Annotated in this window: 27 protein-coding genes; 17 read left to right on the top strand and 10 right to left on the bottom strand. The window is 46.0% G+C overall.

Annotated features, from left to right (window positions below; genetic code table 11):
* Positions 1–7: 7 nt before the first annotated feature.
* The gene (locus tag OM416_RS02760) at positions 8–1,258 is read left to right on the top strand and encodes an MFS transporter (protein WP_264926765.1); all 1,251 of its coding nucleotides are present in this window, start codon (positions 8–10) and stop codon (positions 1,256–1,258) included.
* Between the two features lie 85 nt (positions 1,259–1,343).
* Entirely contained in the window at positions 1,344–1,694 is a 351-nt protein-coding gene (locus tag OM416_RS02755) for a hypothetical protein (RefSeq protein ID WP_264926762.1), read from the top strand.
* 138 nt (positions 1,695–1,832) lie between these two features.
* Here OM416_RS02755 and OM416_RS02750 read toward each other — a convergent pair whose 3' ends face one another.
* On the bottom strand, positions 1,833–2,459 hold the full coding sequence (locus OM416_RS02750; RefSeq protein ID WP_062834779.1) for an FMN-dependent NADH-azoreductase: 627 nt from the start codon (positions 2,457–2,459) through the stop codon (positions 1,833–1,835).
* A gap of 237 nt (positions 2,460–2,696) precedes the next feature.
* On the opposite strand from OM416_RS02750, the gene OM416_RS02745 reads away from it, so the two are divergent.
* The 6 genes from OM416_RS02745 (at position 2,697) to OM416_RS02720 (ending at position 9,747) form a co-directional block, all read left to right on the top strand.
* The gene (locus tag OM416_RS02745; RefSeq protein ID WP_062836066.1) at positions 2,697–3,635 is read left to right on the top strand and encodes a sugar-binding transcriptional regulator; all 939 of its coding nucleotides are present in this window, start codon (positions 2,697–2,699) and stop codon (positions 3,633–3,635) included.
* Positions 3,636–3,849: 214 nt separating this feature from the next.
* Complete coding sequence (gene deoC, locus OM416_RS02740) at positions 3,850–4,500, top strand: deoxyribose-phosphate aldolase (protein ID WP_264928781.1); 651 nt, start codon at positions 3,850–3,852, stop codon at positions 4,498–4,500.
* A 227-nt stretch (positions 4,501–4,727) separates the two neighbouring features.
* Positions 4,728–5,918 carry a NupC/NupG family nucleoside CNT transporter gene (locus tag OM416_RS02735; protein ID WP_264926759.1) on the top strand — a complete coding sequence of 397 codons (1,191 nt, stop codon included), beginning with the start codon at positions 4,728–4,730 and terminating at the stop codon, positions 5,916–5,918.
* Between the two features lie 29 nt (positions 5,919–5,947).
* Positions 5,948–7,126 (top strand): phosphopentomutase, encoded by a 1,179-nt coding sequence (deoB, locus tag OM416_RS02730; protein ID WP_264926757.1) that lies wholly within the window; start codon positions 5,948–5,950, stop codon positions 7,124–7,126.
* A gap of 97 nt (positions 7,127–7,223) precedes the next feature.
* Positions 7,224–7,931: a purine-nucleoside phosphorylase gene (gene deoD, locus OM416_RS02725; protein WP_056691414.1), complete on the top strand. Its 708-nt coding sequence runs from the start codon at positions 7,224–7,226 to the stop codon at positions 7,929–7,931.
* A gap of 514 nt (positions 7,932–8,445) precedes the next feature.
* Entirely contained in the window at positions 8,446–9,747 is a 1,302-nt protein-coding gene (locus tag OM416_RS02720; RefSeq protein ID WP_036613808.1) for a pyrimidine-nucleoside phosphorylase, read from the top strand.
* A 119-nt stretch (positions 9,748–9,866) separates the two neighbouring features.
* Here the strand turns inward: OM416_RS02720 and OM416_RS02715 are convergent, their stop codons facing one another.
* Both OM416_RS02715 and OM416_RS02710 read right to left on the bottom strand, forming a co-directional pair.
* Positions 9,867–10,850 (bottom strand): TIGR03943 family putative permease subunit, encoded by a 984-nt coding sequence (locus OM416_RS02715; protein WP_264926750.1) that lies wholly within the window; start codon positions 10,848–10,850, stop codon positions 9,867–9,869.
* Between the two features lie 82 nt (positions 10,851–10,932).
* Positions 10,933–11,967, bottom strand: coding sequence for a permease (locus OM416_RS02710; protein WP_264926748.1), 1,035 nt, complete (start codon positions 11,965–11,967; stop codon positions 10,933–10,935).
* A gap of 223 nt (positions 11,968–12,190) precedes the next feature.
* Between OM416_RS02710 and OM416_RS02705 the strand changes: the two genes are divergently transcribed.
* A complete protein-coding gene (locus OM416_RS02705) occupies positions 12,191–13,390 on the top strand; it encodes a GTP-binding protein (RefSeq protein ID WP_264926746.1) in 1,200 nt (399 codons plus the stop codon).
* Between the two features lie 69 nt (positions 13,391–13,459).
* Here OM416_RS02705 and OM416_RS02700 read toward each other — a convergent pair whose 3' ends face one another.
* The gene (locus OM416_RS02700; protein ID WP_062834772.1) at positions 13,460–14,317 is read right to left on the bottom strand and encodes a stalk domain-containing protein; all 858 of its coding nucleotides are present in this window, start codon (positions 14,315–14,317) and stop codon (positions 13,460–13,462) included.
* 169 nt (positions 14,318–14,486) lie between these two features.
* Here OM416_RS02700 and rpmG point away from each other — a divergent pair, with 169 nt between their 5' ends.
* The 6 genes from rpmG (at position 14,487) to OM416_RS02670 (ending at position 18,690) form a co-directional block, all read left to right on the top strand.
* The gene (gene rpmG, locus OM416_RS02695; RefSeq protein WP_036613813.1) at positions 14,487–14,636 is read left to right on the top strand and encodes a 50S ribosomal protein L33; all 150 of its coding nucleotides are present in this window, start codon (positions 14,487–14,489) and stop codon (positions 14,634–14,636) included.
* Positions 14,637–14,684: 48 nt separating this feature from the next.
* Entirely contained in the window at positions 14,685–15,392 is a 708-nt protein-coding gene (locus tag OM416_RS02690; RefSeq protein ID WP_264926733.1) for a metal ABC transporter ATP-binding protein, read from the top strand.
* Positions 15,338–16,231, top strand: coding sequence for a metal ABC transporter permease (locus OM416_RS02685; RefSeq protein ID WP_264926731.1), 894 nt, complete (start codon positions 15,338–15,340; stop codon positions 16,229–16,231). The genes OM416_RS02690 and OM416_RS02685 overlap by 55 nt, the downstream gene beginning before the upstream one ends.
* Complete coding sequence (locus OM416_RS02680) at positions 16,218–17,291, top strand: metal ABC transporter substrate-binding protein (protein WP_264926729.1); 1,074 nt, start codon at positions 16,218–16,220, stop codon at positions 17,289–17,291. Before OM416_RS02685 ends, OM416_RS02680 begins: the two co-directional genes overlap by 14 nt.
* A gap of 166 nt (positions 17,292–17,457) precedes the next feature.
* The gene (locus OM416_RS02675; protein WP_264926727.1) at positions 17,458–17,940 is read left to right on the top strand and encodes a hypothetical protein; all 483 of its coding nucleotides are present in this window, start codon (positions 17,458–17,460) and stop codon (positions 17,938–17,940) included.
* 48 nt (positions 17,941–17,988) lie between these two features.
* Positions 17,989–18,690 (top strand): M50 family metallopeptidase, encoded by a 702-nt coding sequence (locus tag OM416_RS02670; RefSeq protein WP_062834767.1) that lies wholly within the window; start codon positions 17,989–17,991, stop codon positions 18,688–18,690.
* 103 nt (positions 18,691–18,793) lie between these two features.
* Here OM416_RS02670 and OM416_RS02665 read toward each other — a convergent pair whose 3' ends face one another.
* The 5 genes from OM416_RS02665 to OM416_RS02645 form a co-directional block, all read right to left on the bottom strand.
* Positions 18,794–19,165, bottom strand: a complete 372-nt coding sequence (locus tag OM416_RS02665) for a DUF4363 family protein (protein WP_264926724.1) — start codon at positions 19,163–19,165, stop codon at positions 18,794–18,796.
* A 25-nt stretch (positions 19,166–19,190) separates the two neighbouring features.
* Entirely contained in the window at positions 19,191–19,919 is a 729-nt protein-coding gene (locus OM416_RS02660) for a DUF421 domain-containing protein (RefSeq protein ID WP_264926722.1), read from the bottom strand.
* A 345-nt stretch (positions 19,920–20,264) separates the two neighbouring features.
* Positions 20,265–21,128 carry an SDR family oxidoreductase gene (locus OM416_RS02655; protein ID WP_264926719.1) on the bottom strand — a complete coding sequence of 288 codons (864 nt, stop codon included), beginning with the start codon at positions 21,126–21,128 and terminating at the stop codon, positions 20,265–20,267.
* On the bottom strand, positions 21,125–22,192 hold the full coding sequence (gene uxuA / locus OM416_RS02650) for a mannonate dehydratase (RefSeq protein ID WP_264926717.1): 1,068 nt from the start codon (positions 22,190–22,192) through the stop codon (positions 21,125–21,127). The genes OM416_RS02655 and uxuA overlap by 4 nt, the downstream gene beginning before the upstream one ends.
* 40 nt (positions 22,193–22,232) lie before the next feature.
* Positions 22,233–22,907: a GntR family transcriptional regulator gene (locus tag OM416_RS02645; RefSeq protein WP_264928779.1), complete on the bottom strand. Its 675-nt coding sequence runs from the start codon at positions 22,905–22,907 to the stop codon at positions 22,233–22,235.
* A gap of 259 nt (positions 22,908–23,166) precedes the next feature.
* On the opposite strand from OM416_RS02645, the gene OM416_RS02640 reads away from it, so the two are divergent.
* Positions 23,167–23,469, top strand: coding sequence for an ArsR/SmtB family transcription factor (locus tag OM416_RS02640; protein ID WP_076331658.1), 303 nt, complete (start codon positions 23,167–23,169; stop codon positions 23,467–23,469).
* Between the two features lie 90 nt (positions 23,470–23,559).
* Positions 23,560–24,963 carry an aldehyde dehydrogenase gene (locus OM416_RS02635; RefSeq protein ID WP_264926714.1) on the top strand — a complete coding sequence of 468 codons (1,404 nt, stop codon included), beginning with the start codon at positions 23,560–23,562 and terminating at the stop codon, positions 24,961–24,963.
* Between the two features lie 80 nt (positions 24,964–25,043).
* Here the strand turns inward: OM416_RS02635 and OM416_RS02630 are convergent, their stop codons facing one another.
* Entirely contained in the window at positions 25,044–25,955 is a 912-nt protein-coding gene (locus tag OM416_RS02630; RefSeq protein ID WP_264926712.1) for an AraC family transcriptional regulator, read from the bottom strand.
* Positions 25,956–26,312: the final 357 nt, after the last annotated feature.

The following is a 26,312-nucleotide window of genomic DNA, read 5'->3' as shown; positions in this document are numbered from 1 at the left end:
GGCTTCAGTGACCGGCGATCAGACCACAGTCGATCCAAGAAGCTTTCTTACCGAGAAAGTTGGAACATCCATGATTCAGCAGGGAACTAAGACGTTTCGTAACATTAGCCTTGCACTGTTCGCCGGAGGTTTTGTCACTTTTGCGTTGCTCTACAGCCTCCAGCCCCTGATGCCTGAGATTAGCGATACATTCTCCATTACGCCAGCACACGCCAGTCTTACGCTATCGGTAACAACGATCGCCATGGCACTGACGATGCTGTTCATCGGGTCCTTGTCTGATTCTGTAGGACGACGCTTTATTATGACAGCGGCACTAGTAATATCTTCTGTTATTGCTTTGCTAAGTGCGTTCAGCCCGGGATATACGGAGCTTCTTCTGCTTCGTATTTTCCAAGGGGTGGCACTCGCGGGGTTGCCAGCGATAGCCATGACATATCTCTCAGAAGAAATTGAGCCTGCAAGTCTTGGATATGCCATGGGTCTATATATCAGCGGCAATTCGATAGGAGGCATGGCCGGTCGATTTATCAGCGGTGTGGTGACAGATTGGTTCAGTTGGCGTGCCGCTGTGGGTTTCATTGGTATTCTTGGTTTGTGTGCAGCCGTTATTTTTTGGCTTGTCATCCCGCCATCCCGTCATTTTGTCAAAGCTGCACCCGGATTCAAAAATCCAATACCTCTTTTGTGGTCACAGTGTCGCAATCCAAGGCTGCTATGCTTGTATGGACTCGGTTTTCTCCTGATGGGGGGCTTCGTGACCCTGTTCAACTATATTGGTTTTGAATTAACGGGCGAACCCTATCATCTTAGCCAGTCCATTGTTGGAAGTCTTTTTGTGGTATATCTGATGGGCACGGTTAGTAGCACCTGGATGGGCAGGCTGGCAGATCGGTACGGCAGATCACATGTGCTTGGAATCGCGCTGGGCATTATTCTGGCTGGTGCAGTCTTTACTGTTCATCCAGCGCTTTGGGTCAAAATTATCGGACTCGCCCTGTTTGCCTTCGGTTTCTTTGGCGGCCATTCCATCGCAAGCAGCTGGGTTGGACTCGTGGCCAATCAACACAAGTCCCAGGCCAATGCGTTGTATTTGTTTTTCTACTACCTTGGTTCAAGCGTAAGTGGAACCGGGGGCGGACTGCTTTACAGTCATCTGGGATGGATAGGCATTGTGGGTATGATCGGCGTGTATGTTTTGATCGGTTTTGTCTTGTGTAATTTGCTTGTCCATAGGCTGAAGGGACAGGCTACATAAATCAACTTTTTCCGACAGGTATTGCATCTCCTGAAATACCGAGTATAATACTTGGTAAATAGACGAAAAGGGGATGCAATAAACGATGAAAACACATGCTGAATTGAACTCACTTCTTGTTGACGATTATCTGGATCTCCTGAACATAGCGAAACAGCTAGGTGATGACGAATGGAAAGATGCTATTCTGCAAGCATTGAAGGAAGAAGTCGATGCGAATCATCATCTGGATTCAACAGAGGTAAGACAGGATTTATGGAGTCAATTTGAAGGCATTAATGAACAGATGCATGATCTGTTAATGCAACTGAAGCATGCCGACAATCCAGAAGAGAAAGAGCAGATTATCGAAATGATCTGGGGATTAAAAGTAGACCGTCATGCCATCACACGTAAACTTGAAACCATGAGCCGTGCCAGCGCTGGACAGCAATAAGCTCTAGGTTGATTATACATTGAAGACCCGCGTGCTGCCTGGGATTATCCCCTAGGTCGCACGCGGGTTTTGTTTTGTTTGATTGTTTTACTACACTTTAAGTGAGTGTTCAAAAGCGGACTTTTTGAACTACCTTTCTTAAAATTGTTTTGCGAAAGTGCGTGCTTGCTCGATAGCTTGTTGCTTAATCTCATCTGCACGGTCTTTATATTGATTGTGCCCCTCAACAAAAATGCCATCAAGCTTCGGTACACCGAGGAATGACATGATAATGCTCAGGTAACGATGACCGGATTCCATCTGGGCCGCTGGGCCTTCGGAATAAATGCCGCCGCGAGCCTGAATATGCAGAGCTTTTTTATCAGATAGCAGTCCAACAGGACCTTGTTCGGTATAACGAAAAGTTTTGCCAGCTACGCAGATCGAGTCGACATAAGCCTTAAGAATAGGAGGGAACGAGAAGTTCCACATCGGGGTTACAAAAACATATTTATCTGCAGCAGCGAATTGATCTGACAGTTCATTTAAACGACTTACTTTGGTCTGCTCTTCGGCAGTCAGATCACTTCCCGATTGCAGTTTGCCCCACCCACTGAAGACATCCGCATCAATATGGGGAATATCCGAGCGATACAGATCGAGGTGAACAATTTCATCAGAAGAGTGACTTTCGCGATACGCGTCAATAAATGCTTTACCTGTAGCCATGCTGAAGGAGGTTTCATGATCATGAGGATGGGCAGTAATATACAATAAGGTAGACATGTAGTTCTTCCTCTCTGTGCAATTAATGGGGTGAACCAATCTTGGCAATGATGAAGCGACCGCAGTAGTATGCATCGTTTCTCCCGTTTTATACGTCAGAAAGGAATATGAGTCGAATGATCACGATACTGAATTGGAAGCTATATAGTGACCAGATACTCAATCCATGTATAATATACAGGACGAGTATTTATTTTCCAACGATAATAGGGATGAGTGAGATGAGCGCACATGGGAATGGACCTGGAGAAGCAACGATTAAGCATTGAAGCAGCGAAATTGTATTATCAGTCCGATTACAGCCAGCAGGATATTGCCGCCCGCTTAGGCGTGTCACGTCCAACAGTATCAAGATTACTTCAGTACGCCAAAGATCGTGGATACGTGCGAATTGAAATTATGGACCCGCTGGAGGATATCGATATCATTGCCGGAGAACTCAAGTCGAAATATGATCTGGATACGGCACTTGTGTGTTTTGCCCCGTTGAAGAGTGATGAGGAAATACAGAAGCATATTAGCAAACGAGCAGCAGACTATCTTCAGGAGACGGTTCAGGATGCAGATATTATCGGGGTGACCTGGGGAACAACCATGCATGCCGTAGCACGCCAGCTTCGTCCCAAGCAGGTCAAAGGTGTCGAAGTCGTGCAATTGAAGGGGGGCGTAAGTCACTCCCATGTCAATACGTATGCGGCTGAGATTGTACATTTGTTCGCTGAGGCCTTTCACACGGTACCAAGGTATCTGCCACTGCCCGTAATTTTCGACAATATTGAAGTGAAGAACATGGTGGAAGCGGATCGGCATATCGGCAGAATCGTGGAACTTGGTAGACAGGCCAACATCGCTTTGTTCACAGTCGGTACTGTGAAGGAGGATGCCTTATTGTTCAGGCTCGGCTACTTCAATGAAGAAGAGCAACAATTGCTGATGAACTCCGGTGCAGGTGACATTTGTTCACGATTTTTTGATGCGGAAGGTCAGTTGATCAGTGAAGAGATTAACAGCAGAACCGTCGGAATTGACTTGGCGGAATTGAGAAATAAGGAAAAATCAATCCTTGTCGCCGGGGGGCAACGCAAAATTGAAGCCATTCACGCCGCGCTCAAAGGTCATTACGCCAATATTCTGGTTACGGATCAGTACACAGCGCAGGCATTACTGCGATTCTAATTTCAAATGGATATGGATGACAACATCTGCCACGCAAAAAGGGCGGATGTTTTGCTTTGTAAGGCAGAAAATATAACGAAGCAAGAACTGTAAATTGAACCGTGAACAAAAGTTCAAGTTGATTTTTACATATGTTCATGTTAGTGTAAGGGTATAGAAAATAACTAGTTCAGACAAGGGAGAGATTCAATTGACTACACCACAATTAGCTAAAATGATCGACCATACGTTGCTTCGTGCGGACGCAACGCAGAGTGAAATGGCCAAGTTAACCGAAGAAGCGAAGCAATACCAGTTTGCTTCCGTATGCGTTAACCCAGGCTGGGTTGCTTATGCTGCTGAGCAGTTGCAAGGTACTGGAGTAGATATCTGTACCGTTATTGGTTTCCCTCTGGGAGCATCCACGTCAGAGACGAAAGCTTTTGAAACCAAGGATGCGATTGCTAAAGGTGCAACTGAAGTCGATATGGTCATCAATATCAGTGCTTTGAAAGATGGCAAAGATGATTACGTTGAACAGGATATTCGTGCTGTAGTTGAAGCTGCTGCGGGTAAAGCATTGGTGAAAGTCATTATTGAAACTTGTCTGTTGACGGATGATGAGAAAGTACGTGCTTGTCAGGCAGCTGTAAGAGCTGGAGCTGATTTTGTTAAAACTTCTACCGGTTTCTCCACAGGTGGAGCAACGCCAGAAGATATCGCTTTGATGCGTCGTACTGTAGGTCCTGAGGTTGGCGTGAAAGCCTCCGGTGGCGTACGTAGTCTGGAAGATATGCAGAAAATGATCGAAGCGGGTGCGACTCGGATCGGTGCAAGTTCTGGCGTGAAGATCATGCAGGGCGGTCAGTCTACATCTTCTTACTAAACAAGAGCTTGTTAAACCAAGCTTTATGAAGTAAAAAGTAATGAAATATTCTCTGTACTTGGGCAGTCGGCTCAGGTACAGGGAATACAATTTACACTTATATTTTAATTAACGGAACTTATTGTAAGCGCTTCATAAGTTTTCTGAAAGATTACTGACAATAATGCTTAAGTACCCTTTGAGCTGAATTCCACATCCGGCTTAACTACCTTCAAAGGAGAGATCAAATGAAATTTCTAATTGCCCTTCTTGGTTTACTCGTTGTTTTTGGACTGGCTTATATCGCAAGCAACGGTAAAAAGAAGATTCGCTACCGGCCGCTGGTCGTTATGGTTGTTTTACAGGTGATTCTGGCGTATGCCTTACTGAATACAGGGGTCGGGACATGGCTGATTGGCGGCTTCGCGACCGTATTTAAAAGTTTGCTTGATTATGCAAATGAAGGGATTGCGTTTGTATTCGGTGATTTGACGAAGGTTGAAGACGCAACTGGCGGTGTTCCGTTCTTCCTGAACGTCCTAATGCCGATTGTTGTCATCTCTGCACTCATTGGTATATTGCAGTATATCCGAATCTTACCTTTTGTTATAAAATATATTGGTCTGGTATTAAGCAAAATCAACGGAATGGGCAAACTGGAATCATATAACGCGGTTGCTTCGGCTGTATTGGGGCAATCTGAAGTGTTCATTTCTGTGAAAAAACAAATTGGGTTGTTGCCAAAACATCGGCTGTACACCTTGTGTGCCTCGGCGATGTCCACGGTATCGATGTCGATTGTCGGTGCCTATATGTCCATGATTGATCCGAAATATGTGGTTACGGCACTTGTGCTGAACCTGTTTGGCGGTTTTATCATTGCTTCCATTGTGAATCCTTATGAGGTTACAGAGGAAGAAGATATATTGGAAGTCCAGGAAGAGGAGAAACAGTCCTTCTTCGAAATGCTGGGCGAATACATCCTGGATGGATTCAAAGTTGCCATCATCGTAGCTGCGATGTTAATCGGTTTTGTTGCCTTGATTGCACTTGTTAACGGGATTTTCAGCGCGGTGCTTGGTATTTCGTTCCAGGAACTGCTTGGTTATGTGTTTGCACCATTAGCCTTTATTATGGGTGTTCCTTGGAAAGAAGCGATTCAGGCGGGAAGTATTATGGCAACCAAAATGGTATCCAACGAATTCGTTGCCATGCTTGCTTTAGCGAAGGAGACCTTATTGTCTGCCAGAACAACAGGGATCGTATCCGTCTTCCTCGTATCGTTCGCCAACTTCTCTTCCATCGGTATTATTGCCGGTGCGGTGAAGGGACTTCATGAGAAACAAGGTAATGTGGTAGCCCGCTTCGGTCTGAAACTGCTTTACGGTGCATCGCTTGTCAGTGTATTGTCAGCGATCATCGCCGGACTGTTCTTGTAAACCGGATTATTGGAAGGAGTGCTTAGGTTATGTCAACATTCAAAAGAGTACATCTGATCGTTATGGATTCTGTAGGGATCGGCGAAGCGCCGGATGCAGCAGAATTTGATGATTTTGATGTAGATACCTTCGGTCACATTGCACGTGAACGCGGAGGTCTGAAAATGCCTCACATGGCCAGTCTCGGACTGTCCAACATCAAAGAAATCGTGGGTGTCCCTGTAGCGGATGCACCTAAAGCGTATTATACCAAGATGCAGGAAGCATCCAGAGGCAAAGACACAATGACAGGTCACTGGGAGCTGATGGGTCTATACATTGATACACCTTTCCGCGTGTTCGAGAACGGTTTTCCCGATGAGCTGATTCAGCGAATTGAAGAGAAAACGGGCCGCAAAGTGATTGGTAACAAACCGGCCAGCGGCACGGAAATTCTGGATGAGTTGGGTGCAGAGCATGTCGAAACTGGTGCACTCATCGTGTACACATCCGCGGATTCGGTTCTGCAAATTGCAGCACATGAGGATGTTGTTCCATTGAAGGAACTGTATGAAATCTGTGAGTTCTGTCGTGAGATTACACTTGAAGATCCGTACATGCTGGGCCGTATTATTGCACGTCCATTTGTAGGTGAAGCGGGTGACTGGAAGCGTACAGCGAATCGTCATGACTATGCGCTTAAGCCGTTTGGACGTACTGTCATGAATGAACTGCAAGATGGTGGATTTGATGTCATTGCCTTGGGTAAAATTGCAGATATCTACGATGGCGAAGGTGTTACGAAGTCCGTTCGTACGGTCTCGAACATGGATGGCATGGACAAGTTGTCCGAAACGATGGATGAAGAGTTCACCGGACTTAGCTTCCTGAACCTGGTTGATTTTGATGCCCTGTACGGTCACCGTCGTGATCCGCAAGGTTATGCTCAGGCGCTCGAAGATTATGATGCAAGGCTGCCAGAGATTTTTGCGAAAATGACTAATGATGATCTGCTGCTGATCACAGCTGACCATGGTAACGATCCAACCTACCGTGGTACAGACCACACACGTGAATATGTTCCATTGCTTGCCTACTCTCCGCGCTTCAGCGAAGGCAAAAAGCTTGATCTGCGCAGCACATTTGCTGACCTTGGCGCAACTGTAGCCGAGAACTTTGGAGTGAAAATGCCGGAATACGGCACTAGCTTCCTGAAAGATTTGAAATAATTTCTTCGAAAACCGGATAGGGGATACGGAGTGGCTGTGGCTGCTCCGGTTCCTGACATCATATTAGACTAAATATATAACTGGAGGAATTTCATTCATGAGTACACATATTGGAGCAAAACCCGGAGATATCGCAGAAACGATCCTTTTGCCAGGAGATCCTTTGCGTGCGAAATACATTGCAGATACGTACCTTGAAGATGTTGTATGTTACAACGAGGTTCGCGGAATGCTCGGTTTCACAGGTACATATCAAGGGCACCGGATTTCGGTGCAAGGTTCAGGAATGGGTATCCCGTCCTTCGCAATCTATGCTAATGAATTGATCAGCGAATATGGCGTGAAAAACCTGATTCGTGTTGGTACTTGTGGCGGTATGCAGGAGCATGTGCGTGTACGTGACGTCATCCTTGCACAAGCAGCTTGTACGGATTCCAGCATGAACAAGCACGTATTCGGTGGATATGACTTCTCGCCAATCGCTACGTTCTCCCTGCTGAAAGAAGCATATGACCGTGCAACAGCTAAAGGCATGAAAATTCATGTCGGTAACGTGTTCAGCTCCGATTCTTTCTACCGCGATGACCGTTCCGTAACCGAGAAGTTGATGAAACACGGCGTACTCGGCGTAGAGATGGAAACAACAGCATTGTACACCATCGCTGCCAAGTTTGGTGTTAACGCACTGACCATCCTGACGGTAAGTGACCACTTGCTGACAGGCGAAGAAACATCTGCCGAAGAGCGCCAAAAAACGTTCAACGACATGATGGTAGTGGCTCTGGACACAGCAATCACACTGTAATTGTTGTATTTTATATTCAATAATCAATTGATTTGGATCGAAACTCTTGACTTAAGCACGGAGTGAAGGAACCGGAATCGATTCTGAAGAAGCGAAGCGTTCGCCCAAAAGCTTTCTGAAAGAAAGCTGCTTCGGAAGGATATGCTGTCTCCGAGTTTTCTCCATTGCAAAATGGATCAAAAAAAACTTGGAGACAACAGCGATCGAAGGAACGATCCGGAGCCGGAACGAATTAACAACAAAGTGTTCAATAAGATGACAACAAGATGTTGTTGTATTTAATATTCAATAATCATTTGATTTTAATCGAAACTTTTGTTGTAAGCACGGAGTGAAGGAACCGGAATCGATTCTGAAGAAGCAAAGCGTTCGCCTTTGTCTCCGAGTTTTCTCCATTGCAAATGGAATTCAAAAAAACTTGGAGACAACAGCGATCGAAAGAACGAACCGGAGCCGGAACGAATGGTGCACAAAGTGTTCTATACAATCAATACACACACAAGGAGAGATCATCATGAGAATGGTAGACATTATTGCCAAGAAACGCGACGGAAAAGAACTGACAACAGCTGAGATTGATTTTGTTGTTCAAGGATACACACAAGGAGAGATCCCGGACTATCAAGTCAGCGCATGGGCGATGGCAGTATTTTTCAAGGATATGACAGACAAAGAGCGTGCCGACCTCACGATGTCCATGGTGAACTCGGGTGAAACGATTGACCTGTCTGCCATCGAAGGCATCAAAGTAGACAAGCACTCCACAGGAGGTGTGGGCGATACGACGACACTGGTACTCGCTCCGCTCGTTGCTGCGCTGGACGTTCCTGTTGCCAAAATGTCCGGACGTGGACTTGGTCACACGGGTGGTACAACAGACAAACTGGAATCCGTTGCTGGCTTCCACGTAGAGCTTGAAAAAGAAGAGTTCATTCGTCTCGTAAACGAACACAAGGTTGCGGTTATCGGACAAAGTGGTAACCTTACACCAGCAGACAAAAAACTCTATGCCCTGCGTGACGTAACAGCTACCGTTAACTCTATTCCACTGATCGCCAGCTCCATCATGAGTAAGAAAATTGCAGCAGGCGCAGATGCAATCGTATTGGATGTTAAAACGGGTGCTGGTGCATTCATGAAAACAACGGAAGATGCTAAAGAATTGGCACATGCCATGGTGAGCATCGGTAACAATGTTGGCCGTAAAACGATGGCTGTTATCTCCGATATGTCCCAACCACTCGGTCTGGCAATTGGTAACGCGCTTGAAGTAAAAGAAGCCATTCTCACCCTGCAAGGTAAAGGTCCGAAAGATCTGGAAGAACTGTGTCTGGCACTTGGACGTCAGATGGTATTCCTTGCTGGCAAGGCAGATTCCTTGGAGCATGCGGAGGAGAAATTAAAAGAAGTGATCCAGAATGGTAAAGCGCTGGAGAAATTCAAAGATTTCCTGGCCAATCAAGGCGGAGATGCTTCGGTTGTTGATCATCCAGATCGTTTGCCACAAGCACAATACCTGGTTGAAGTCCCGGCAGACAAAGACGGCTATGTTGCCGGAATCGTCGCTGACGAAATCGGTACTGCAGCAATGCTGCTTGGCGCAGGCCGTGCAACGAAAGAATCCGAGATCGATCTTGCGGTTGGTCTGATGCTGAACAAAAAAGTCGGTGACCCAGTCAAAGCTGGTGAGTCCCTCGTAACGATCCATGCCAATCGTGAAGACGTAGCAGACGTCATCGCGAAGATCAAAGAAAACATTACGATTGCGGATCATGCCGATGCTCCTGTATTGGTTCATGATATCGTAACGGAATAATATAATTAGAGCAGACGAGGTGTAATCTCATGTCTGACTGAACATGAAAGCCCCAAAGCGATGTAATCCATCACTTTGGGGCTTTTTATCGTTGAGGTGCAAGTTACTACTACTAGCAACTACTCGCTCTTTATTTGCTCATACGCCATCACCGAGTCCGCATTGGTATAAATATAAGGCGTGGATGGCACGGCTACAGGTGTCACCTTTGTGGCGCGAATCTCAATCGTATCCTTACCATTCACCTGTGCTGAGCCGATGCTGCCATCAATTTGCACCCAGCTATCTGTAGGGAAGCTATCCGCTTCTGGAATGTGAATCATCACGCCAAAGGGAGCCGCATCCGCGGGGCAACACATGACGAGAAATCGTCCTAGTGCAAAATGTGATTCATGATCCATGCTTTTGTCACGATAGACAAACCCGGTTAACGAGATATCTTTGCCTGCAAATTGTCGCTGGAACATGTCGATCGAACCGAGTGTTTCAGAGAAAATCTCAGGATAGACTCGGATGACCTGTTCTGCATACAATTTCTCCGCCAGTTCAGCGAATTCGCGGCTATACTCGTCTGGGGGAATAAATTGTACTCTGGTGCTCGATGCAGACTGAACAGCAGTTGGTTGTTGTGTAAGATCTTGTACATTTAATTGCGTTGACGGATCAGGTAAAGGCTCTTTCCGACGAATTTCGGGAGGGGCGTAGGTGAGAGACATGCCTTTCTGACTGGCCATGGAGCTGCCGAGAGCCCGATCAGGTAACAAAAACCCCAGCAACAAGGGTATAGCAATCAGACCATATACCATTGAACTACGAAGGAACCCCGAGGGTGGTGGATGCTCACAGTCACAATGAACCTCGTTTCTACTGAACAGTCCATGCCAGGCCATAATTACGGCAATAAACAATAAGGGAACAGGGCAGCATAACAGCAGTTTTTGCATGGTCGGCGCCAAATAATAATGAAGCGAATCACTTGAATTCAAGTGAATAATGTACACCGCCAGCCCGCCGATCCATACCGCACGAATCAGGTTATGCCATTGAATGATGTGTGCTCTTGGAACAGGGGCTTTTGTCATCGTATAGACAGAGTGGTTCATATCATCACCTCATCTCTATTAATCATCAGTATGAAAATTCATTTGATTAACCATTTAGGTCATGAAGCATTTTGCTCAACCTTTATACCAGCAGATTAATCAACCACGAGCCGGCAAAGACAAGCGTGATAATGGCTAGACTTAGACTTATAACAAACCGAGTACGGAAGGTCGAGAGCAGCATCAGGGTGCTTTTGAAATCCAGCATTGGACCAAGCACAAGGAAGGATACCAGCGGGCCCAGTGCAAACGTATGTGAGAATGCAGAAGCCACAAAAGCATCAGAAGTGGAACAGAGAGACAATACATAAGCAAACCCCATCATGAATACATAGGAGGCGACAGGACCATTGCCAAGTGAGATCAGATCGCTGCGGCTAATGAATGTCTGGATGCAGGCTGTAATCAAGGCACCGATCACCAAATATTTACTCATATCGACAAATTCGTCTCCGGCATGAATGAAGAAGCTGCGCCAGTTTTTCACATGGTTGTGGTCATGAGCATTTGCATGTGCATGAGGTTGCGCCATTTTAAACCCAGGATGTGTCTTAACCTCTGTCACTGCGACTTTTGGCAACCGAAGGGGATTTCGACGAACAAACACATACACGAGCATGCCTATGGAAGCTGCTACGGCAAAGGCAAGTCCCATACGGGCAATGGTAATCTCAGGATGGGAGGGAAAGGCGAGCAAGGTTGCGGTAAATACGATGGGATTCACTACGGGACCACTCAGGATGAATGTAACTGCGATATAGGCAGGCATGCCTTTGTGCATCAATCGTCTCACCACAGGGATCATGCCACATTCACAGATGGGAAAAATAATACCGAGCAGCCCTGCGACCAGCACACCGCCGATCGGATTCTTGGGCGTGAGTTTACGGACCATTTCTTCGGATACAAACCACTGCATGAGCGAGGATAATAACACACCCATGAGCAGAAAAGGTGCAGCTTCAAGAAAGATACCTATGAATACGGTTTTCATATTTTGCAAAGCTTCACTGTTCCATGCTTCCTTCAAGTCTGGAGCCATTGTGATCAACACGGGAACAAGAAATGCACAAGGGATCAGGAAGGACAGGAGCTTCAGATTGGCTGCCATTTTCATGAAACAGACCTCCACAACTAGGACTTTGCTAAAATATATGCTTGTACGTGCGGCAACATACATCATTCCTATGTTTTAATCAACATTTTTACGATTAATCAAGATTCTTCATCATATTAGAGTTGACAACCCAAAGAAAAATGCGGTATAGTTCGGATGGATCATCATTAATAGTAATAATTACGATTAAATTTGCAACTTAAACAGAGTGGAGGAAGCAGAAATGTCAGATCAACAGGTTCAACAGCGGGTTCCAGTAACCGTACTTAGTGGATATTTGGGTGCAGGCAAAACGACACTGCTCAATCATGTGCTTCATAACCGCGAGGGGATGCGGGTTGCTGTCATCGTCAATGATCTCAGTGAGATTAATATTGATGCAGGTTTAATACGAGATGGTGGAGGATTATCGCGCATTGATGAGAAACTGGTAGAGATGTCCAATGGTTGCATCTGCTGCACATTGCGGGAGGATCTGTTGAAAGAAGTCGAGCGGCTGGCGTTAGATGGTTCTTTTGACTACATATTGATCGAATCTACGGGTATTGGTGAGCCGGTACCTGTTGCGCAGACGTTTACGTATATCGATGAGGAACTTGGCATTGATTTGACGAAGTTCACTCGTCTCGACACGATGGTTACGGTTGTCGATGCTGCCCAGTTCTGGCGTGATTTTTATTCCAAAGAAACACTGAAGGATCGTGGACAGGAAGCGGGGGAGGACGATGTTCGCGGAATCGTTCATCTGCTGACGGATCAGGTGGAATTCTGTGATGTGCTGATTCTGAACAAATGTGATCTGGTCTCTGAGGAAGAACTGACGAAGCTTGAAAAGGCACTACACGCGATGCAACCTGAGGCCAAGCTCATTCGCACGACACATGGGCAGATTGATCCAAGAGAGATATTGAACACAGGACGTTTTGATTTTGAAAAAGCAAGCCAATCCGCGGGTTGGATCCGCGAATTAATGAAAGAGGAACATACCCCGGAGACTGAAGAATATGGAATTCATTCATTTGTCTATCATCGTAAACGTCCATTCCACCCGGAACGGTTGCTGCGTTGGATTGCGAAATGGCCAGATAACATCGTGCGATCCAAAGGCCTGATGTGGCTAGCGACAAGGAACCATATGGCGATCTCTTTCAGTCACGCAGGTACATCAAAGCAGCTTGCGCCAGCAGGAATATGGGTAGGTGCGATGAGTGAGGAGGAAAGGCAACTTCATTTTGGCGATACATTGCCAAGCATACCGGACTGGGATGATGAGTGGGGTGATCGCGTAACCAAATTAGTATTTATCGGCATTGATATGGACCGGGCGGAGATTGAACGTACACTGGATGAGACTCTTCTTACGGAGGAAGAGATGAGGATGAACTGGCGTGAACTGAAAGATCCTTTTCCGGCATGGAGTTGAAGTAAAAAGAAAAGATCTTCAAGTGCAATAGTGCCCCTGAAGATCAATGCTGATATTGTATTAAGGGTTTTAGCTAAAGTACAAATCGCCAAGATAAAAATCACCATTGCCGCTTTTTTGCGGACTAAACACAAAGGTCAGGTACACTCCATAGGAACCCGTCCATCCTTGTGGATAATAAATGGCTTTGTAACTGTGTCTTGTTTTGGTTTTATCGTTCATTGCAATCACTTTAAAATCAGCTGATTTGATGTTAATCAACTGATCTGCATATTTAGTCAGCGTTTTTTTATCATTTGCTGCAATAATACCTTTGACTGTAGTCTTAAATTTATCTTTCTGGGATTGCTTACCTAGATCAAAAATGTCGATCTCGGGATTTTCAATAACTTTAGCATCTATGTATTTATCGAATTCACTAGTGCTACCTGTCTTAAGTGCTTTACCATACATTTTGATCAATGTTAAAGATTCTTTTTGCAATTTGACTATCATCTGAGCGTCAGTTCCAGTCATCTTGATTGAGCCAGAAGTGCTTGAGTTACTTGAACTACTTGGTTTACTTGAATCTTCAGAACCTTTGGTACCTGTACTGCTGTTATTACTACTCGAACTGCTTGACTTACCGCTACCTGAATTAGTTATACTTACCACTTTGTTGCTAACATTCAGAGATACGTTGGCTCCCAGCGCTTCTGCTGTGGTACTTACAGGCAGGTAAACATCACCGTCATATACCAGTGCATTCAGTTTGTCTCCGGCTTCATTCTTGGGTGTCCAAGACAAACCGTTTACTTTAAAGCTAATGTTGCTGTCGAGTGCTGCTTCAATATCTTGAATTCCGTTTGAAGCTGCTACACCGAGGGCACCGAAAGCCAAACTGCATGCTACCAATGACCCAATAAAAGTTGATTTTTTGATCTTCATCTAGTTCCTCCGTAGGTAAAGTATAATGATACCAAAGCAGTATATCATATGAAATTATATTGTGCATACAAAATTTTACTTTCGCAGATATGGAGTTGACAAACGAAAAAGCATAGGCTAATATCATTAAATAGTAATAATTACGATTAAATAAGAGGAGGCAACAACCATGAGAGTCATTGTAACCTTAGCTTGCACCGAGTGCGGGGACCGCAACTACACAACAACCAAGAACAAACGTAACCATCCGGAGAGACTTGAGATGAAGAAGTACTCCCCACGTTTGAAAAAAATGACGATCCATCGGGAAACACGCTAAATTTTTTTGTTATTTTAAATCGTAATATTTACGAAAAGAGGGAAAGGCATGATACTATCCTCCATGCGTGATGTTGTATTTGGATATGGCAAAGAGCCGGTCATTGATCAACTGTCGCTGGATATCCATGTGGGAGAGTTCATAGGCATCACAGGTCCCAATGGTTCTGCCAAAACGACCCTGTTAAAGCTGCTGCTGGGGCTATTGAAGCCCTGGAGCGGCACGATACATATGAATCCACAGTTGAAACGTGGGAATAAGTCCAATATCGGTTATGTGCCCCAGCAGGTGGCATCGTTCAATAGTGGATTTCCCAGTACGGTGAATGAACTGGTCCGGTCCGGCTGTTACACCAGGCTGGGATTATTCCGCAGATTCACAGCAGAGCAGGATTCCATCGTTGAACGCAGTCTGCGGGAAGTTGGTATGTGGGAATATCGGAATACACGCGTCGGTGAGCTGTCTGGCGGACAGAAGCAGCGGATCTGTATTGCCAGAGCTATGGCTGGGCAACCGCAGGTTCTGGTACTGGATGAGCCAACAACGGGAATGGACCGCCACAGCCGTGAAGGATTTTACAATCTGATGCACCACTATGTTGATGCTCATGGGATAACAATTATTATGGTTACTCATGGACTGGAAGAAATGGGGGATCGATTGGATCGAACGATTACTTTGGAGCGGCAAGAAAGTGAGGAATGGCAGTGTTTGAGTACGAATTCATGCAACGTGCCTTCTGGGCGGGTGGACTGATTGGAGTCATCGCTCCAATTCTCGGGGTCTATCTGATGCTCAGGCGGCAGGTCCTTATGGCAGACACGTTATCCCATGTCTCACTCGCAGGGGTTGCGCTCGGTTCGGTCATGAATCTTAACCCGGTGATTTGCGGATTCGCCATAGCAATTATCGGTGCATTACTGGTTGAACAACTGCGGCGAAGTTACCGAACCTACAGCGAGATACCTGTAGCAATCATCATGACTTCGGGGCTGGCTCTTGCTGTAGTGTTGATGAGTCTCAAAACCAATCTGTCCAAAACATTCAGCTCATACTTATTCGGATCTATTGTCGCGGTTAGTGATATACAGTTGTGGATGATGGCCGGAGTATGTGTCATAGGTCTACTTTTTTTCATCCTGCTCCGGAGACCGTTGTATAGCTTTACCTTTGATGAAGAGACAGCTTCCATTGGAGGCGTTCAGGTGAGAGGTTTATCGTTTGCATTTGCCATTCTGACAGGAATGACTGTAGCTTCAGCCATGCCGATCGTTGGTGTGTTGCTGGTTTCTGCTCTCATTGTATTGCCTGCTGCCTTGGCACTAAGAGTGTCTCGTAGTTTTACAGCAGCGATTATTGTAGCGGTAATTACAGGATTAATCGGTATTTTTAGCGGACTCACAACATCTTACCATCTAAATACACCACCGGGAGGAACAATTGCACTCATCCTGTTGGTCATCCTATTGACTGGAATATCAGCGCAAAAGCTGATTGCACGATATAACCGCAAGCGTCATCGCAAAGAAACGAAATCACAGCACGTCATCTTGGTCAACCATTCTAGGAGGAATACATCACATGAAATTCAGTAAAAAAGCTACGCTCGGATTGTTGTTCAGTCTCACACTTATCGTCGCAGGCTGCGGACAAAAATCCGCTTCTGATGCAAATACGGCGTCGACAGGCACTTCCATTCCAGTGGAGAGTGAAGCAGCAAAATTAAACGTGCAGGTCAGCTTCTACCCGATGTATGAGTTCACCAAAAATGTGGCAGGTGATCTGGCTGAGGTGCATACCCTCGTTCCAGCAGGAATGGAGCCTCATGATTGGGAGCCAACACCACAAGATATTGCCAGCATAGAAAAAGCGGATGTGCTTGTATACAACGGTGCGGGTATGGAATCATGGATTGATCAAGTAAAAGACAGCCTTAGTAGCGAAAAACTTGTTCAAGTAGAAGCAAGCAAAAACATCGATTTGCTTGAAGGTGGAGAACATGATCACCAGCATGGTGAATCTGACGCCACAGAACACGATCACGATCATGCGGATGAAGCGACTACTGAAGAACACGACCATGATCATGACGCCGAGGCAGAAGAAGCAGGACATGATCACGACCACGGTGGACTCGATCCCCATGTATGGCTGTCACCTGCATTGGCTGTAAAGGAAGTGCGTAATATTGAAGCGGGATTGGCACAGGCTGCCCCGGAACATGCTGAACAGTTCAAGCAGAATGCAGATGCCTACGTTGCTCAACTGGAGTCACTGGATCAGGACTTCAAAGCGGCTGTGACGGATAGCAAGCGCAAGGATTTCATCACACAACACGCTGCATTTGGTTACCTTGCACAGGAATACGGATTGCAACAGGTGCCCATCGCAGGATTGTCTCCTGAGCAAGAACCTTCAGCAGCGCAGATGGCATCTGTCATTGATTTTGCGAAAGAGCATCAGGTGAAAACGATTTTCTTTGAAACACTGGTTTCATCCAAAGTGTCTGAGACGATTGCAAGTGAAGTGGGGGCCAAAACGGCTGTATTAAACCCTATTGAGGGACTTACCGAGGAAGAGATCGCGGCGGGAATGGACTACATTAGCGTGATGAGACAAAATTTGGAGGCTCTGAAACTGGCGCTGAACGAATAATAAAAGATCGATTTGATGCCTCTCACCGAAAAAGGTACAATAATACAACATGCTGAGGAATGGATCGCCATTCCTTTGCCTTTTTGCAAAGCAGAGAGCACAGTGATGTGCTCTCTGCTTTGTTGAATAAGGTGACCGGATCAAGGAGAACAGGAGGACGCATTAGATGAATTTAAATGAGGAACATGAAGTGCTGTTAAGTGAACAGCCTGCCCATCTCTGGAGACGGCGCAAGCTCGAGCTGATGCAATGGACGGAACGTGACAAACATACGGTATCCGCGAAGAGAACAGTGATTTGGAACGGTGTTGAAGTCGATGCTGAACTTGTGAAGGCATTGTCCATACTTCAGAGTGCGGGCGTGAGGACGGAATTTTCATGTGCAGGGGTGAGTCCGCTCGATGAACCTGTCGATCATTCCCTCTATGCTTATGTTACCCTGATACAAAGTGAGGTTGCAGATCAATTCGTACACTATGCACTCCGTCGGATGCGGAATCGACTGCTCGTTACGCTAGAGGCCGAAAAGGGCCGCTATGATCTATCTTCTTTTTTCATTGGGCACAATCGAAGCTTCTGCTGGTGGATGGAGTACTGTGCCCTACAGTTCGGAAGCCGAAACGAATCGAGTGAAAAAAGCGTAGTATAAAGGATAGGCTTGTTTTGTTTACTTGAAGGTAAAGGAGGTATGGCACGATTGAATAAGTGGGTCAAAACGATACTGTTTCTGCTAGGCTCCGTCTTTCTAACACGATTCATCCCATTCTCGTCCTTGTTCCGTAATCTGGATACGATGATTCACGAATTCGGTCATGCACTAATGACACTGGTATTGTCAGGTAAAGTGCTGCGGATTGAGTTGTACGCTGATCATAGCGGCGTGACCTATTCATCCATGCTGACGCCAGGTAGATCGATCCTGGTTTCTCTCGCGGGATATATCAGTGCATCACTGTTCGCCTGGCTATTGTTCTACTTATATCGCAAAGGCTTGCATATGTGGGGACTTGGGATTATGACGGCTGTAGCTCTGGTGTCGCTCTTGTTATATGTAAGAGGGGAGTTCGGCATGTTATGGCTGACCGGGTTCATTGTCCTGAATGTGGTCATTATGATATTTGGTGCCAAGATCGTGAAGTTCTATTATCTGCTATTGGCGTTTCTTACGCTGGAAGAGTCGGTTGTTAGTGCTGTATACGTTGGATTTATGTCCTGGACTCAGCCTTCACGGGCAGGGGATGCAGCGAATCTCGCTCAACAGACATTCCTTCCCGCGCTGTTCTGGGGCACGCTGTTTGCTTTGTTTGCACTGTGGTGTGCGAACAGAGCGCTCACTCTCTTTTTCCGCAAAGAAGGCACTTCGCGATCGTCACGGTCTCGGGGATTACGAAGAGCGTAACAGTTATAAAGGAAATCAATGCAAAGAAGGCACTCCCTTTCTTCATGAGAGGAGAGTGCCTTTTGCTTGTGGACTTATATCAGCTATTGAATATATATTGAACCTAATCTCCAAGATTATCCCATAGTACATAAAAGTAATAAACCTCTTCCATAATCGCCTTATCATCCTGTGCTGCAACGCCGCCCTTGATCCGAGCAAGGGTGCCCAGAATATCGTAAATTGTTTCACGTTCCACACTGAACTGAATACGGTTGACGATTTTATCCCAGGCCTGCATTGCGTAATCGATCTGAGACTTGGCTTCAGTCCATTTTTTTCCTTCGACCTGTTTCTCCAATGTTTGTATAGATTCAAGCAAGCGATCATCGGTGCCAAAGGGCTTTTTGAGAATGGCTCCGCTAGCCATAATCGCAATGAACAAAAGTATGAGGAAGATCGGAAGCACATACAGCAGCCAGAAACGCGTTTTCATTCAACCGCCTCCTTCATGTAAAGGTTTAGAAAGGTCCCTCATAATCGCCCATATCGATTTTTTCGGTGATTTTATCCTTGAACAGATCAACATACAATTTGTCATTGGGTAATATGGCGGCATAAGCGATATCCTGAATCGTGATGTTTTGCTTTTTCAGCTGCTCACTGAGCCAGTTGATATCTTTGTTTCTTTCCTCCAGATTTTGCTTAATCAGCAGGCCATCAATAATAATCTCGGTCATCAGCTTGCTCTTGGGCGGGTGCATATGCATGTCTTTCGCGGTTAGCGGTTGGTTCTCGGGTTTCAACACAACGGAAAGGCTTCCGTCAGGTTCAAGAATCGCATAATCCAGCGTCGTAATATCAAATACATCCTTTTGCCGTAGCATCATGGTCAATTCGTCAAATTTGACTCGCATTTTCCTGAGGTTCTGTTCGAGAATTTTACCGTTCTGGATGATCAAGGTAGGATCAGAGTCCATTAGTTTGGAGATGGTGCGATTCTTCAGTGTAATAGACTGAAAGATGATCGTAATAATTGTGAATATGGTCAAGGCCACAAAATGAATCCACGCCTTGGACGAGAGATCGGTTGCAAACGTACCCGCAATGGAACCGATTGTGATACCGTTAATGTAATCAAAATACGTCAAGTTACCCATCTGCTGCTTGCCCAGTACCCTTGTGTAGATGATCAGAGTCAGAAAGGCAATAATAGACCGTACGGCAACAACCCATGTTTCTTCCATCATGTATGTATCACCTTCCTTTATTTCACCATAGCTCTATGAAGAGATCGTTTCTAAAGTTTGCTTTTGAACATGCATTATAACAAGCTTTTCCTGCGCTGGATGATCTTATGCTTGAACGCCAAAAACCGAAACCTGGGTATGTATCCCAAGCTTCGGTTTCATTAACCATCTATATTAGTTGAACTGATTCATTTACACGTAAAGGAGAGGAAAGAAAAAACCTGAAAAAGCGAAGCGCTCGCCTTTATCCCCGGATTTCCCCTTCTAAAAAGTGAATCAATAAAATCTGGGGATAACAGCGATTGGAAGGTTGTTCTTTCATCGGAGTGTCTGTGTAAGAAATCGTTAAACACCAGAATACGCCATAAATCCGCCATCTACCGGGATGACCGTGCCTGTGACGAAGCCGGATTGTCTTTCATCCGCAAGCCACATCAATGTGCCCAGCAGATCCTCCGGTTTGCCGAAGCGGCGCATAGGAGTATGCGCAATGATTTTACTAGAACGTTCCGTAGGTGAGCCATCTGGTTGCAGCAATAGATTGCGATTTTGTTCAGTCAGGAAGAACCCGGGTGCAATAGCGTTGACGCGAATACCGGACTCTGCGAGATGCACGGCGAGCCACTGCGTGAAGTTGTTAATCGCTGCTTTGGCGGCGCTGTAGGCTGGAACTTTGGTCATGGGCGATGGGGCACTCATGGAAGAAATATTAATAACTGTTGCCGGCACATCCCGCTCAATCATATGTTTTGCAAAGATCTGAGTGGGGATGAGGGAACCGACAAAATTCAGATCCATCACCTGACGAAATCCCTCTACACTCACATCGAAAAACGTAGTGACGTCGCGCTGTTCCAGATCTTCCAGTCTGAATATTTCATTCGTCGTGTTGGCACTAGCATTATTACCACCCGCGCCATTAATGAGAATATCACAGGGTCCGAGCTGTTCCAGCACAGCATCTGCCGCCGCCTGCACACTATCGGCCTGGGTTACGTCACAGGCAATAGCAATCGCTCGGCCACCGGCAGCTTCAATTGCAGCTACAACCTCTTGACCTTTGGACACGGTACGGTTCAGGATGGCTACACTTGCACCATGCCGAGCAAGTTCTTCCGCCATGGAGCGGCAGAGTACTCCAGCACCTCCGGTGATTACAGCCGTTCTGCCTTCGAGACGAGATGAGCGTTCATATTGGCGTTCACTCATGCTTTTGCCCTCCTTTGCAAGGAATCCCAGACGCCCCACAGATACATGATCCCCAAAGCCCGGTCATAGAGTCCATAACCAGGTCGGCACTGTTCTCCCCAGAGGTGACGACCGTGGTCGGGTCTCGCATAACCTTCATAACCGATATCGTGATAAGCCTCAACAACCCCCGCAATATCGACGCTTCCATCTTGACTGCGGTGTGACGTTTCAATAAAGTCGCCGTTATCGTAGATTTTGACATTACGAATATGAGCAAATGGAATCCGGTCCTTAAACTCGTGAATCATCCCGATAATGTCATTGTCGGCATTCGCTCCAAGGGAGCCGCTACACAGCGTCACGCTATTGTAAGGGCTATCATAAAGATTCAGATATTTGCGAACATTCTCCTGACTTATAATAATTTTCGGTAATCCAAAGATCGGCCATGGCGGGTCATCCGGATGGATCGCCATTCGAATCCCCAGCCGTTCCGCTGCAGGAATAATCTCTTGCAGGAAATAACGTGCGTGCTCCCACATATGCTCCTCGGTCACATCTTTGTAGGCTTCGAACAGACCTGTTAAATACTGCAATCGTTCCGGTTCCCAACCTGGCATGGTGAGTTCAGAGTTTTCGGTAATGCGACGAACCAGTTCCAGGGGTTCTATATCTGCAAGTTTACTGTGCTCATAGAAGAGGGCAGTTGAGCCATCCTCCATTTCCTTGTGCATATCCGTGCGAAGCCAATCGAAGATCGGCATAAAGTTGTAACAAATGACCTTCACACCCACCTGAGCCAGTTTCTCCATTGTTTTAATATAGTTCGCAATGTATTTATCCCTTGATGGCAGCCCCAATTTGATATCCTCATGGATGTTCACACTCTCAACGACATCCAGATGTAACCCGGCCTTGTCTGCTGCCGCTTTGACAGCGAGTATCTTATCCATTGGCCATTCCTCGCCAGCAGGAACATCGTGTAGCGCCCACACAATACCTTCAACACCCGGAATCTGCCGGATGTGATCCAGTGTTACCGTATCATTGCCTTCGCCAAACCAGCGAAACACCATTCTCATCACGTTCACCTCATCATGAATAGTAGTAAGAAGCATTCATTCATTGAAAATAGGAAGGATATGTATCCTGCAGGACAGCCAAATCAGTGACAGTTAAATGCAGGTGTTCCTGCATCAGTCGCTCTGCCGTCTGGGCATCATGCTGCTGAATAGCGTTTACCATGGACCTGTGCTGTTCAATCAGATGATCCCACTGGTGATCCGAGGACAGGCGAAGCATGCGACTGCGATTCAAATGCACATTCATCTGCTGGATGACAGTCCAGGTGTTGCTTTTGTTACAGCCTGCAAAAAGAGTGCTATGGAATTCCTCATCCAATTGGAACATTCGTTGATCATCCGGGTTGACCCTGCATTCCTGTTGACGGGCCAGATTCTGTTCAAGTGCCATCATCTGTTCGTCCGGAAAATGCTTGCAAGCGAGTCTGATTACGGCTCGTTCGAGCTGTTCTCGCATGAACCTTGCTTCCTCAACCAGATCGAGCTGGATCAGAGAGACGTATGTGCCACGCTGTGGATACACTTCCAGCAGACCTTCTTGAGCAAGCCTTACAAAACTTTCTCGAACCGGGGTCCGGCTGACCTGGAACTCCAGCGAAATTTCCTTCTCGGAAATGGCTGTTCCCGGAGGCATTTTCAGGTTCAAAATGAGCTGCTTCAGCGTGATGTACACGGCATCTCGTGTCGAGTAAGATTGCTTGTTCAGAGAAGACAGACTGTTCGCAGCAGGCGACAAGCCGGCTTTGGATGATAACTTTGGGGTATATTCCACAACTTCAACTCCTTCATTGACATACTACCATACTTGTATGGTAGTATGGAAGCGCTTTATCGTCATTATATTGAATTTATTTAATGATTTACTTGCAGTTCAAAGGAGTAGAGAGTACAATTCAATCATTAGGTTCGAATGTTTAAACCAACAGACATCGAATAGAGAATAATATATGAAGAATAGTACAGAGGTGAACACCATGGGACAAAAAGCGATTAGCGTTTTTCAAACCTGTATCCCGTTATTTCAAGTATTAAGTGACAACCATCGTCAAGCCATTTTGCTGACACTTACCGAGAAGGGCAGAATGACGGTGAATGAAATTACCGAACAATCCAGCTTATCCCGGCCAGCGATATCTCATCATCTCAAGCTGTTGTTAGAGAAGGGGCTTATATCTGTGGAACAGAAGGGCACACAGCGCTATTATTCGGCTTCATTGAATGCTTCAGTGGAACTGCTGAAGGAATTGGTAGCTGCTTTGGAAGAAGAGTGTCTGTAGATTAATGGTGATCAAACATGCTTTTGCATGTACCTTATAGGTTCGTAAGTTTAAACATTTAATCAATAATGAGTAGAGGAGTATGCATATATGACATCGACGATACAGGAAGTAACCAGTCAGGAAGTTGAAGAGATTTTGGAGCAGCAACGACAATTCTTTCGTTCCGGGGCCACACGATCGGCAGAAGCCCGAATTGCCCGTCTGACCCAACTGAAGCAGGCGATTCAAAAGTACGAGACCAGACTCACAGAAGCCCTCTATCAGGATTTGGGAAAAAGTGAGTTCGAATCCTACACGACCGAGATCGGATTTATGATGGACAGCATTACACATACCATTCGTAAAGTGAAGAAATGGGTGAAACCCGTTAAAGTCAAAACGCAAATGGCACTCTTGGGTTCCAAGAGTGTGATTATACCTGAACCCTATGGGTCCGTTCTGATCATTGGACCTTTCAATTATCCATTTCAACTCTTAATCGAACCATTGGTAGGTGCGATTGCAGCAGGCAACACAGCCGTGCTCAAAGCTTCAGAGAATACACCTGCGGTGTCTGCTGTTGTACGTGAAATGATCGCGACCGTGTTCGAACCGGCATACGTGCAGGTACTTGACGGTGCCAAAGACACAACGACTGCGCTGATTAACGCACCGTTCGACTATATCTTTTTTACAGGCAGTGTACCGGTAGGCAAGATTGTGATGGAGGCAGCTGCCAAAAATCTGGTTCCCGTTACGTTGGAACTCGGCGGCAAGAGCCCAGTCATTGTGGATGAACAGGCCGATATCAAAGTAGCTGCGGAGCGCATCATATGGGGCAAATTGCTCAATACAGGACAGACCTGTATCGCACCTGATTATTTACTCGTGCATGAGCGCGTGAAGGAACAGTTAGTTTCGGAGATGAAAACAGCAATCGTGTCTTTCTTTGGATCAGATATCCAACACAACAAGGACTATGGGCGTATCGTGAACAAGGGACATTTTAAACGTTTGACGACGCTGATTGAACGGGATCAGGCCAAAGTGATATATGGGGGAGCATCGGATGAGGAAGATCGATTCATTGAACCTACGCTGATTGATGCGGAGTCCTGGGATGCAGCGACGATGGAAGATGAGATTTTTGGACCGATTCTGCCGATCATCAGCTATCGTAACCTGGATGAAGCCATTACAGAGATCGTAAAACGGCCAAAACCGCTCGCCTTGTATCTGTTTACTTCTGACACCCAAGTCCAGGATAAAGTGCTGCGCGAAGTTTCATTTGGAGGCGGCTGCATTAACGATACCATTACGCATGTAGCGAATCCGCGTCTGCCATTTGGCGGTGTTGGTCATTCTGGTGTTGGCTCGTATCATGGGCATTATAGCTTCGAGACCTTCTCCCATTTCAAAAGTGTTCTGAAAAAAAGCACCAAATTGAATCTGCCGATTCTGTATCCACCATATGATAACAAGCTGAAGCTGATTAAGCGTTTGTTGAAATAACATTTCATATAAATACAGAGAACATCTCCAATTGAATTATGCAAAATGTTGAATCAAGCCAAACAGCCTGCTACTGGACCTTATTCCAGAGCAGGCTGTTCCTGTCGGTAACGGGATGGTGACATGCCGGACCAGCGCTTGAATTGACGACTGAAATGGGCAATATCCTTATACCCAAGCATGATTGCAATATTTTGAACAGACAGCTTCGGATTGACCAGAAGAAGCTTCGCTTCATGCAGAACCAACTGGGACAGTACAGCGCGGGGAGACTGACCGAATACCTGCTTGAAGACACGATTACAGTGAGAAGAACTGATGCCCAGCTCTGCTGCAATATCATCAATGCCATAGTGTCCTTCCGATTCGTGTCCTTGTTTGAATTGCTGACTCATCAGGCCTTGCAATCGATTACGAATCCTATGGGCAAGTTCGATCTTCTCGTGTCCTTCCGTAAACCATTGCGCTGCCTCCTGCGAGACCGCCTCCCACAGATGGCCGAATAATTCGAATACTGCAGATTGCAGCTGCATTCGCTGCATCATCGTACTTGCTGTTACATCATCCGCAGATGACATTAATTTGCGCAAAACGGGCTCAATCTGCTGCGTAACCGGACTATCTGCACTAAATCGTACTTGTTTGATGCGCGCCAGCAGTGATAGGAACAACGGATCATCAATATCAAAATGCATACAAAAATACGTGAATCCCTTGCCGTTATGGCTCTGACTTGAATGAATGCTTCCCGGAGGAATCAGGAGCAGTTCGCCAGCCTTTTGAATATACAGTGTACCGTTCACCATCATGCGTTGCTCGCCTTCCGTGACATAATTCAATTCATATTGAGGGTGCTCATGCGCCGGGTAATCCCAGTCTGTACCGACACTTCGCAAATGAATGGCGAACAGATTGACCGTTGTTTGCACATCCGGGTAAAAAACTTCATGTACACTTTCTCCCAAATTGGGAGGCAAATACGTTGAAGACATGGAAGATCCCCCTTTATAGAGGTTGTTCAAAAAAAGCGCTTTTGATTACGTAGGATGCCTAGTGGCATCATCAGCATCGAATATGGCATTCAGCCGAAATAAGTGTAGGGCTTACGAAGTATGTTTCCTTTGGAAACATTGCGGTTGCTCTCGTAGCTCTATCTACGCTCCGCTACTCCATTTCTAGCTTCATCCCATCTTCTTGGTACTGAAAACCACTCTTTTTGAACTCGAATTTATATCAAACAGAATGCTTTTGTGTAACCGCTTTAATCCATTATAGTCTATCAGCTTGATTTGGGTAAATATCCGATTGATTTGATCATGGTCTGAGGTGGAACCACATGTTAGGATGGG

The organism is Paenibacillus sp. LS1 (assembly GCF_026013365.1).
Taxonomy (GTDB): domain Bacteria; phylum Bacillota; class Bacilli; order Paenibacillales; family Paenibacillaceae; genus Paenibacillus.
The sequence above is the reverse complement of the archived record's forward strand: the minus strand, read 5'-3'. Positions and strand labels throughout refer to the sequence as shown.

Excerpts from the sequence above, each read along its gene's own strand:
- OM416_RS02755 (WP_264926762.1), top strand. The coding sequence starts at position 1,344 with ATGAAAACACATGCTGAATTGAACTCACTTCTTGTTGACGATTATCTG.
- OM416_RS02750 (WP_062834779.1), bottom strand. The coding sequence starts at position 2,459 with ATGTCTACCTTATTGTATATTACTGCCCATCCTCATGATCATGAAACC.
- OM416_RS02745 (WP_062836066.1), top strand. The coding sequence starts at position 2,697 with ATGGACCTGGAGAAGCAACGATTAAGCATTGAAGCAGCGAAATTGTAT.
- deoC (WP_264928781.1), top strand. The coding sequence starts at position 3,850 with ATGATCGACCATACGTTGCTTCGTGCGGACGCAACGCAGAGTGAAATG.
- OM416_RS02735 (WP_264926759.1), top strand. The coding sequence starts at position 4,728 with ATGAAATTTCTAATTGCCCTTCTTGGTTTACTCGTTGTTTTTGGACTG.
- deoB (WP_264926757.1), top strand. The coding sequence starts at position 5,948 with ATGTCAACATTCAAAAGAGTACATCTGATCGTTATGGATTCTGTAGGG.
- deoD (WP_056691414.1), top strand. The coding sequence starts at position 7,224 with ATGAGTACACATATTGGAGCAAAACCCGGAGATATCGCAGAAACGATC.
- OM416_RS02720 (WP_036613808.1), top strand. The coding sequence starts at position 8,446 with ATGAGAATGGTAGACATTATTGCCAAGAAACGCGACGGAAAAGAACTG.
- OM416_RS02715 (WP_264926750.1), bottom strand. The coding sequence starts at position 10,850 with ATGAACCACTCTGTCTATACGATGACAAAAGCCCCTGTTCCAAGAGCA.
- OM416_RS02710 (WP_264926748.1), bottom strand. The coding sequence starts at position 11,967 with ATGAAAATGGCAGCCAATCTGAAGCTCCTGTCCTTCCTGATCCCTTGT.
- OM416_RS02705 (WP_264926746.1), top strand. The coding sequence starts at position 12,191 with ATGTCAGATCAACAGGTTCAACAGCGGGTTCCAGTAACCGTACTTAGT.
- OM416_RS02700 (WP_062834772.1), bottom strand. The coding sequence starts at position 14,317 with ATGAAGATCAAAAAATCAACTTTTATTGGGTCATTGGTAGCATGCAGT.
- rpmG (WP_036613813.1), top strand. The coding sequence starts at position 14,487 with ATGAGAGTCATTGTAACCTTAGCTTGCACCGAGTGCGGGGACCGCAAC.
- OM416_RS02690 (WP_264926733.1), top strand. The coding sequence starts at position 14,685 with ATGATACTATCCTCCATGCGTGATGTTGTATTTGGATATGGCAAAGAG.
- OM416_RS02685 (WP_264926731.1), top strand. The coding sequence starts at position 15,338 with ATGGCAGTGTTTGAGTACGAATTCATGCAACGTGCCTTCTGGGCGGGT.
- OM416_RS02680 (WP_264926729.1), top strand. The coding sequence starts at position 16,218 with ATGAAATTCAGTAAAAAAGCTACGCTCGGATTGTTGTTCAGTCTCACA.
- OM416_RS02675 (WP_264926727.1), top strand. The coding sequence starts at position 17,458 with ATGAATTTAAATGAGGAACATGAAGTGCTGTTAAGTGAACAGCCTGCC.
- OM416_RS02665 (WP_264926724.1), bottom strand. The coding sequence starts at position 19,165 with ATGAAAACGCGTTTCTGGCTGCTGTATGTGCTTCCGATCTTCCTCATA.
- OM416_RS02660 (WP_264926722.1), bottom strand. The coding sequence starts at position 19,919 with ATGATGGAAGAAACATGGGTTGTTGCCGTACGGTCTATTATTGCCTTT.
- OM416_RS02655 (WP_264926719.1), bottom strand. The coding sequence starts at position 21,128 with ATGAGTGAACGCCAATATGAACGCTCATCTCGTCTCGAAGGCAGAACG.
- uxuA (WP_264926717.1), bottom strand. The coding sequence starts at position 22,192 with ATGAGAATGGTGTTTCGCTGGTTTGGCGAAGGCAATGATACGGTAACA.
- OM416_RS02640 (WP_076331658.1), top strand. The coding sequence starts at position 23,167 with ATGGGACAAAAAGCGATTAGCGTTTTTCAAACCTGTATCCCGTTATTT.
- OM416_RS02635 (WP_264926714.1), top strand. The coding sequence starts at position 23,560 with ATGACATCGACGATACAGGAAGTAACCAGTCAGGAAGTTGAAGAGATT.
- OM416_RS02630 (WP_264926712.1), bottom strand. The coding sequence starts at position 25,955 with ATGTCTTCAACGTATTTGCCTCCCAATTTGGGAGAAAGTGTACATGAA.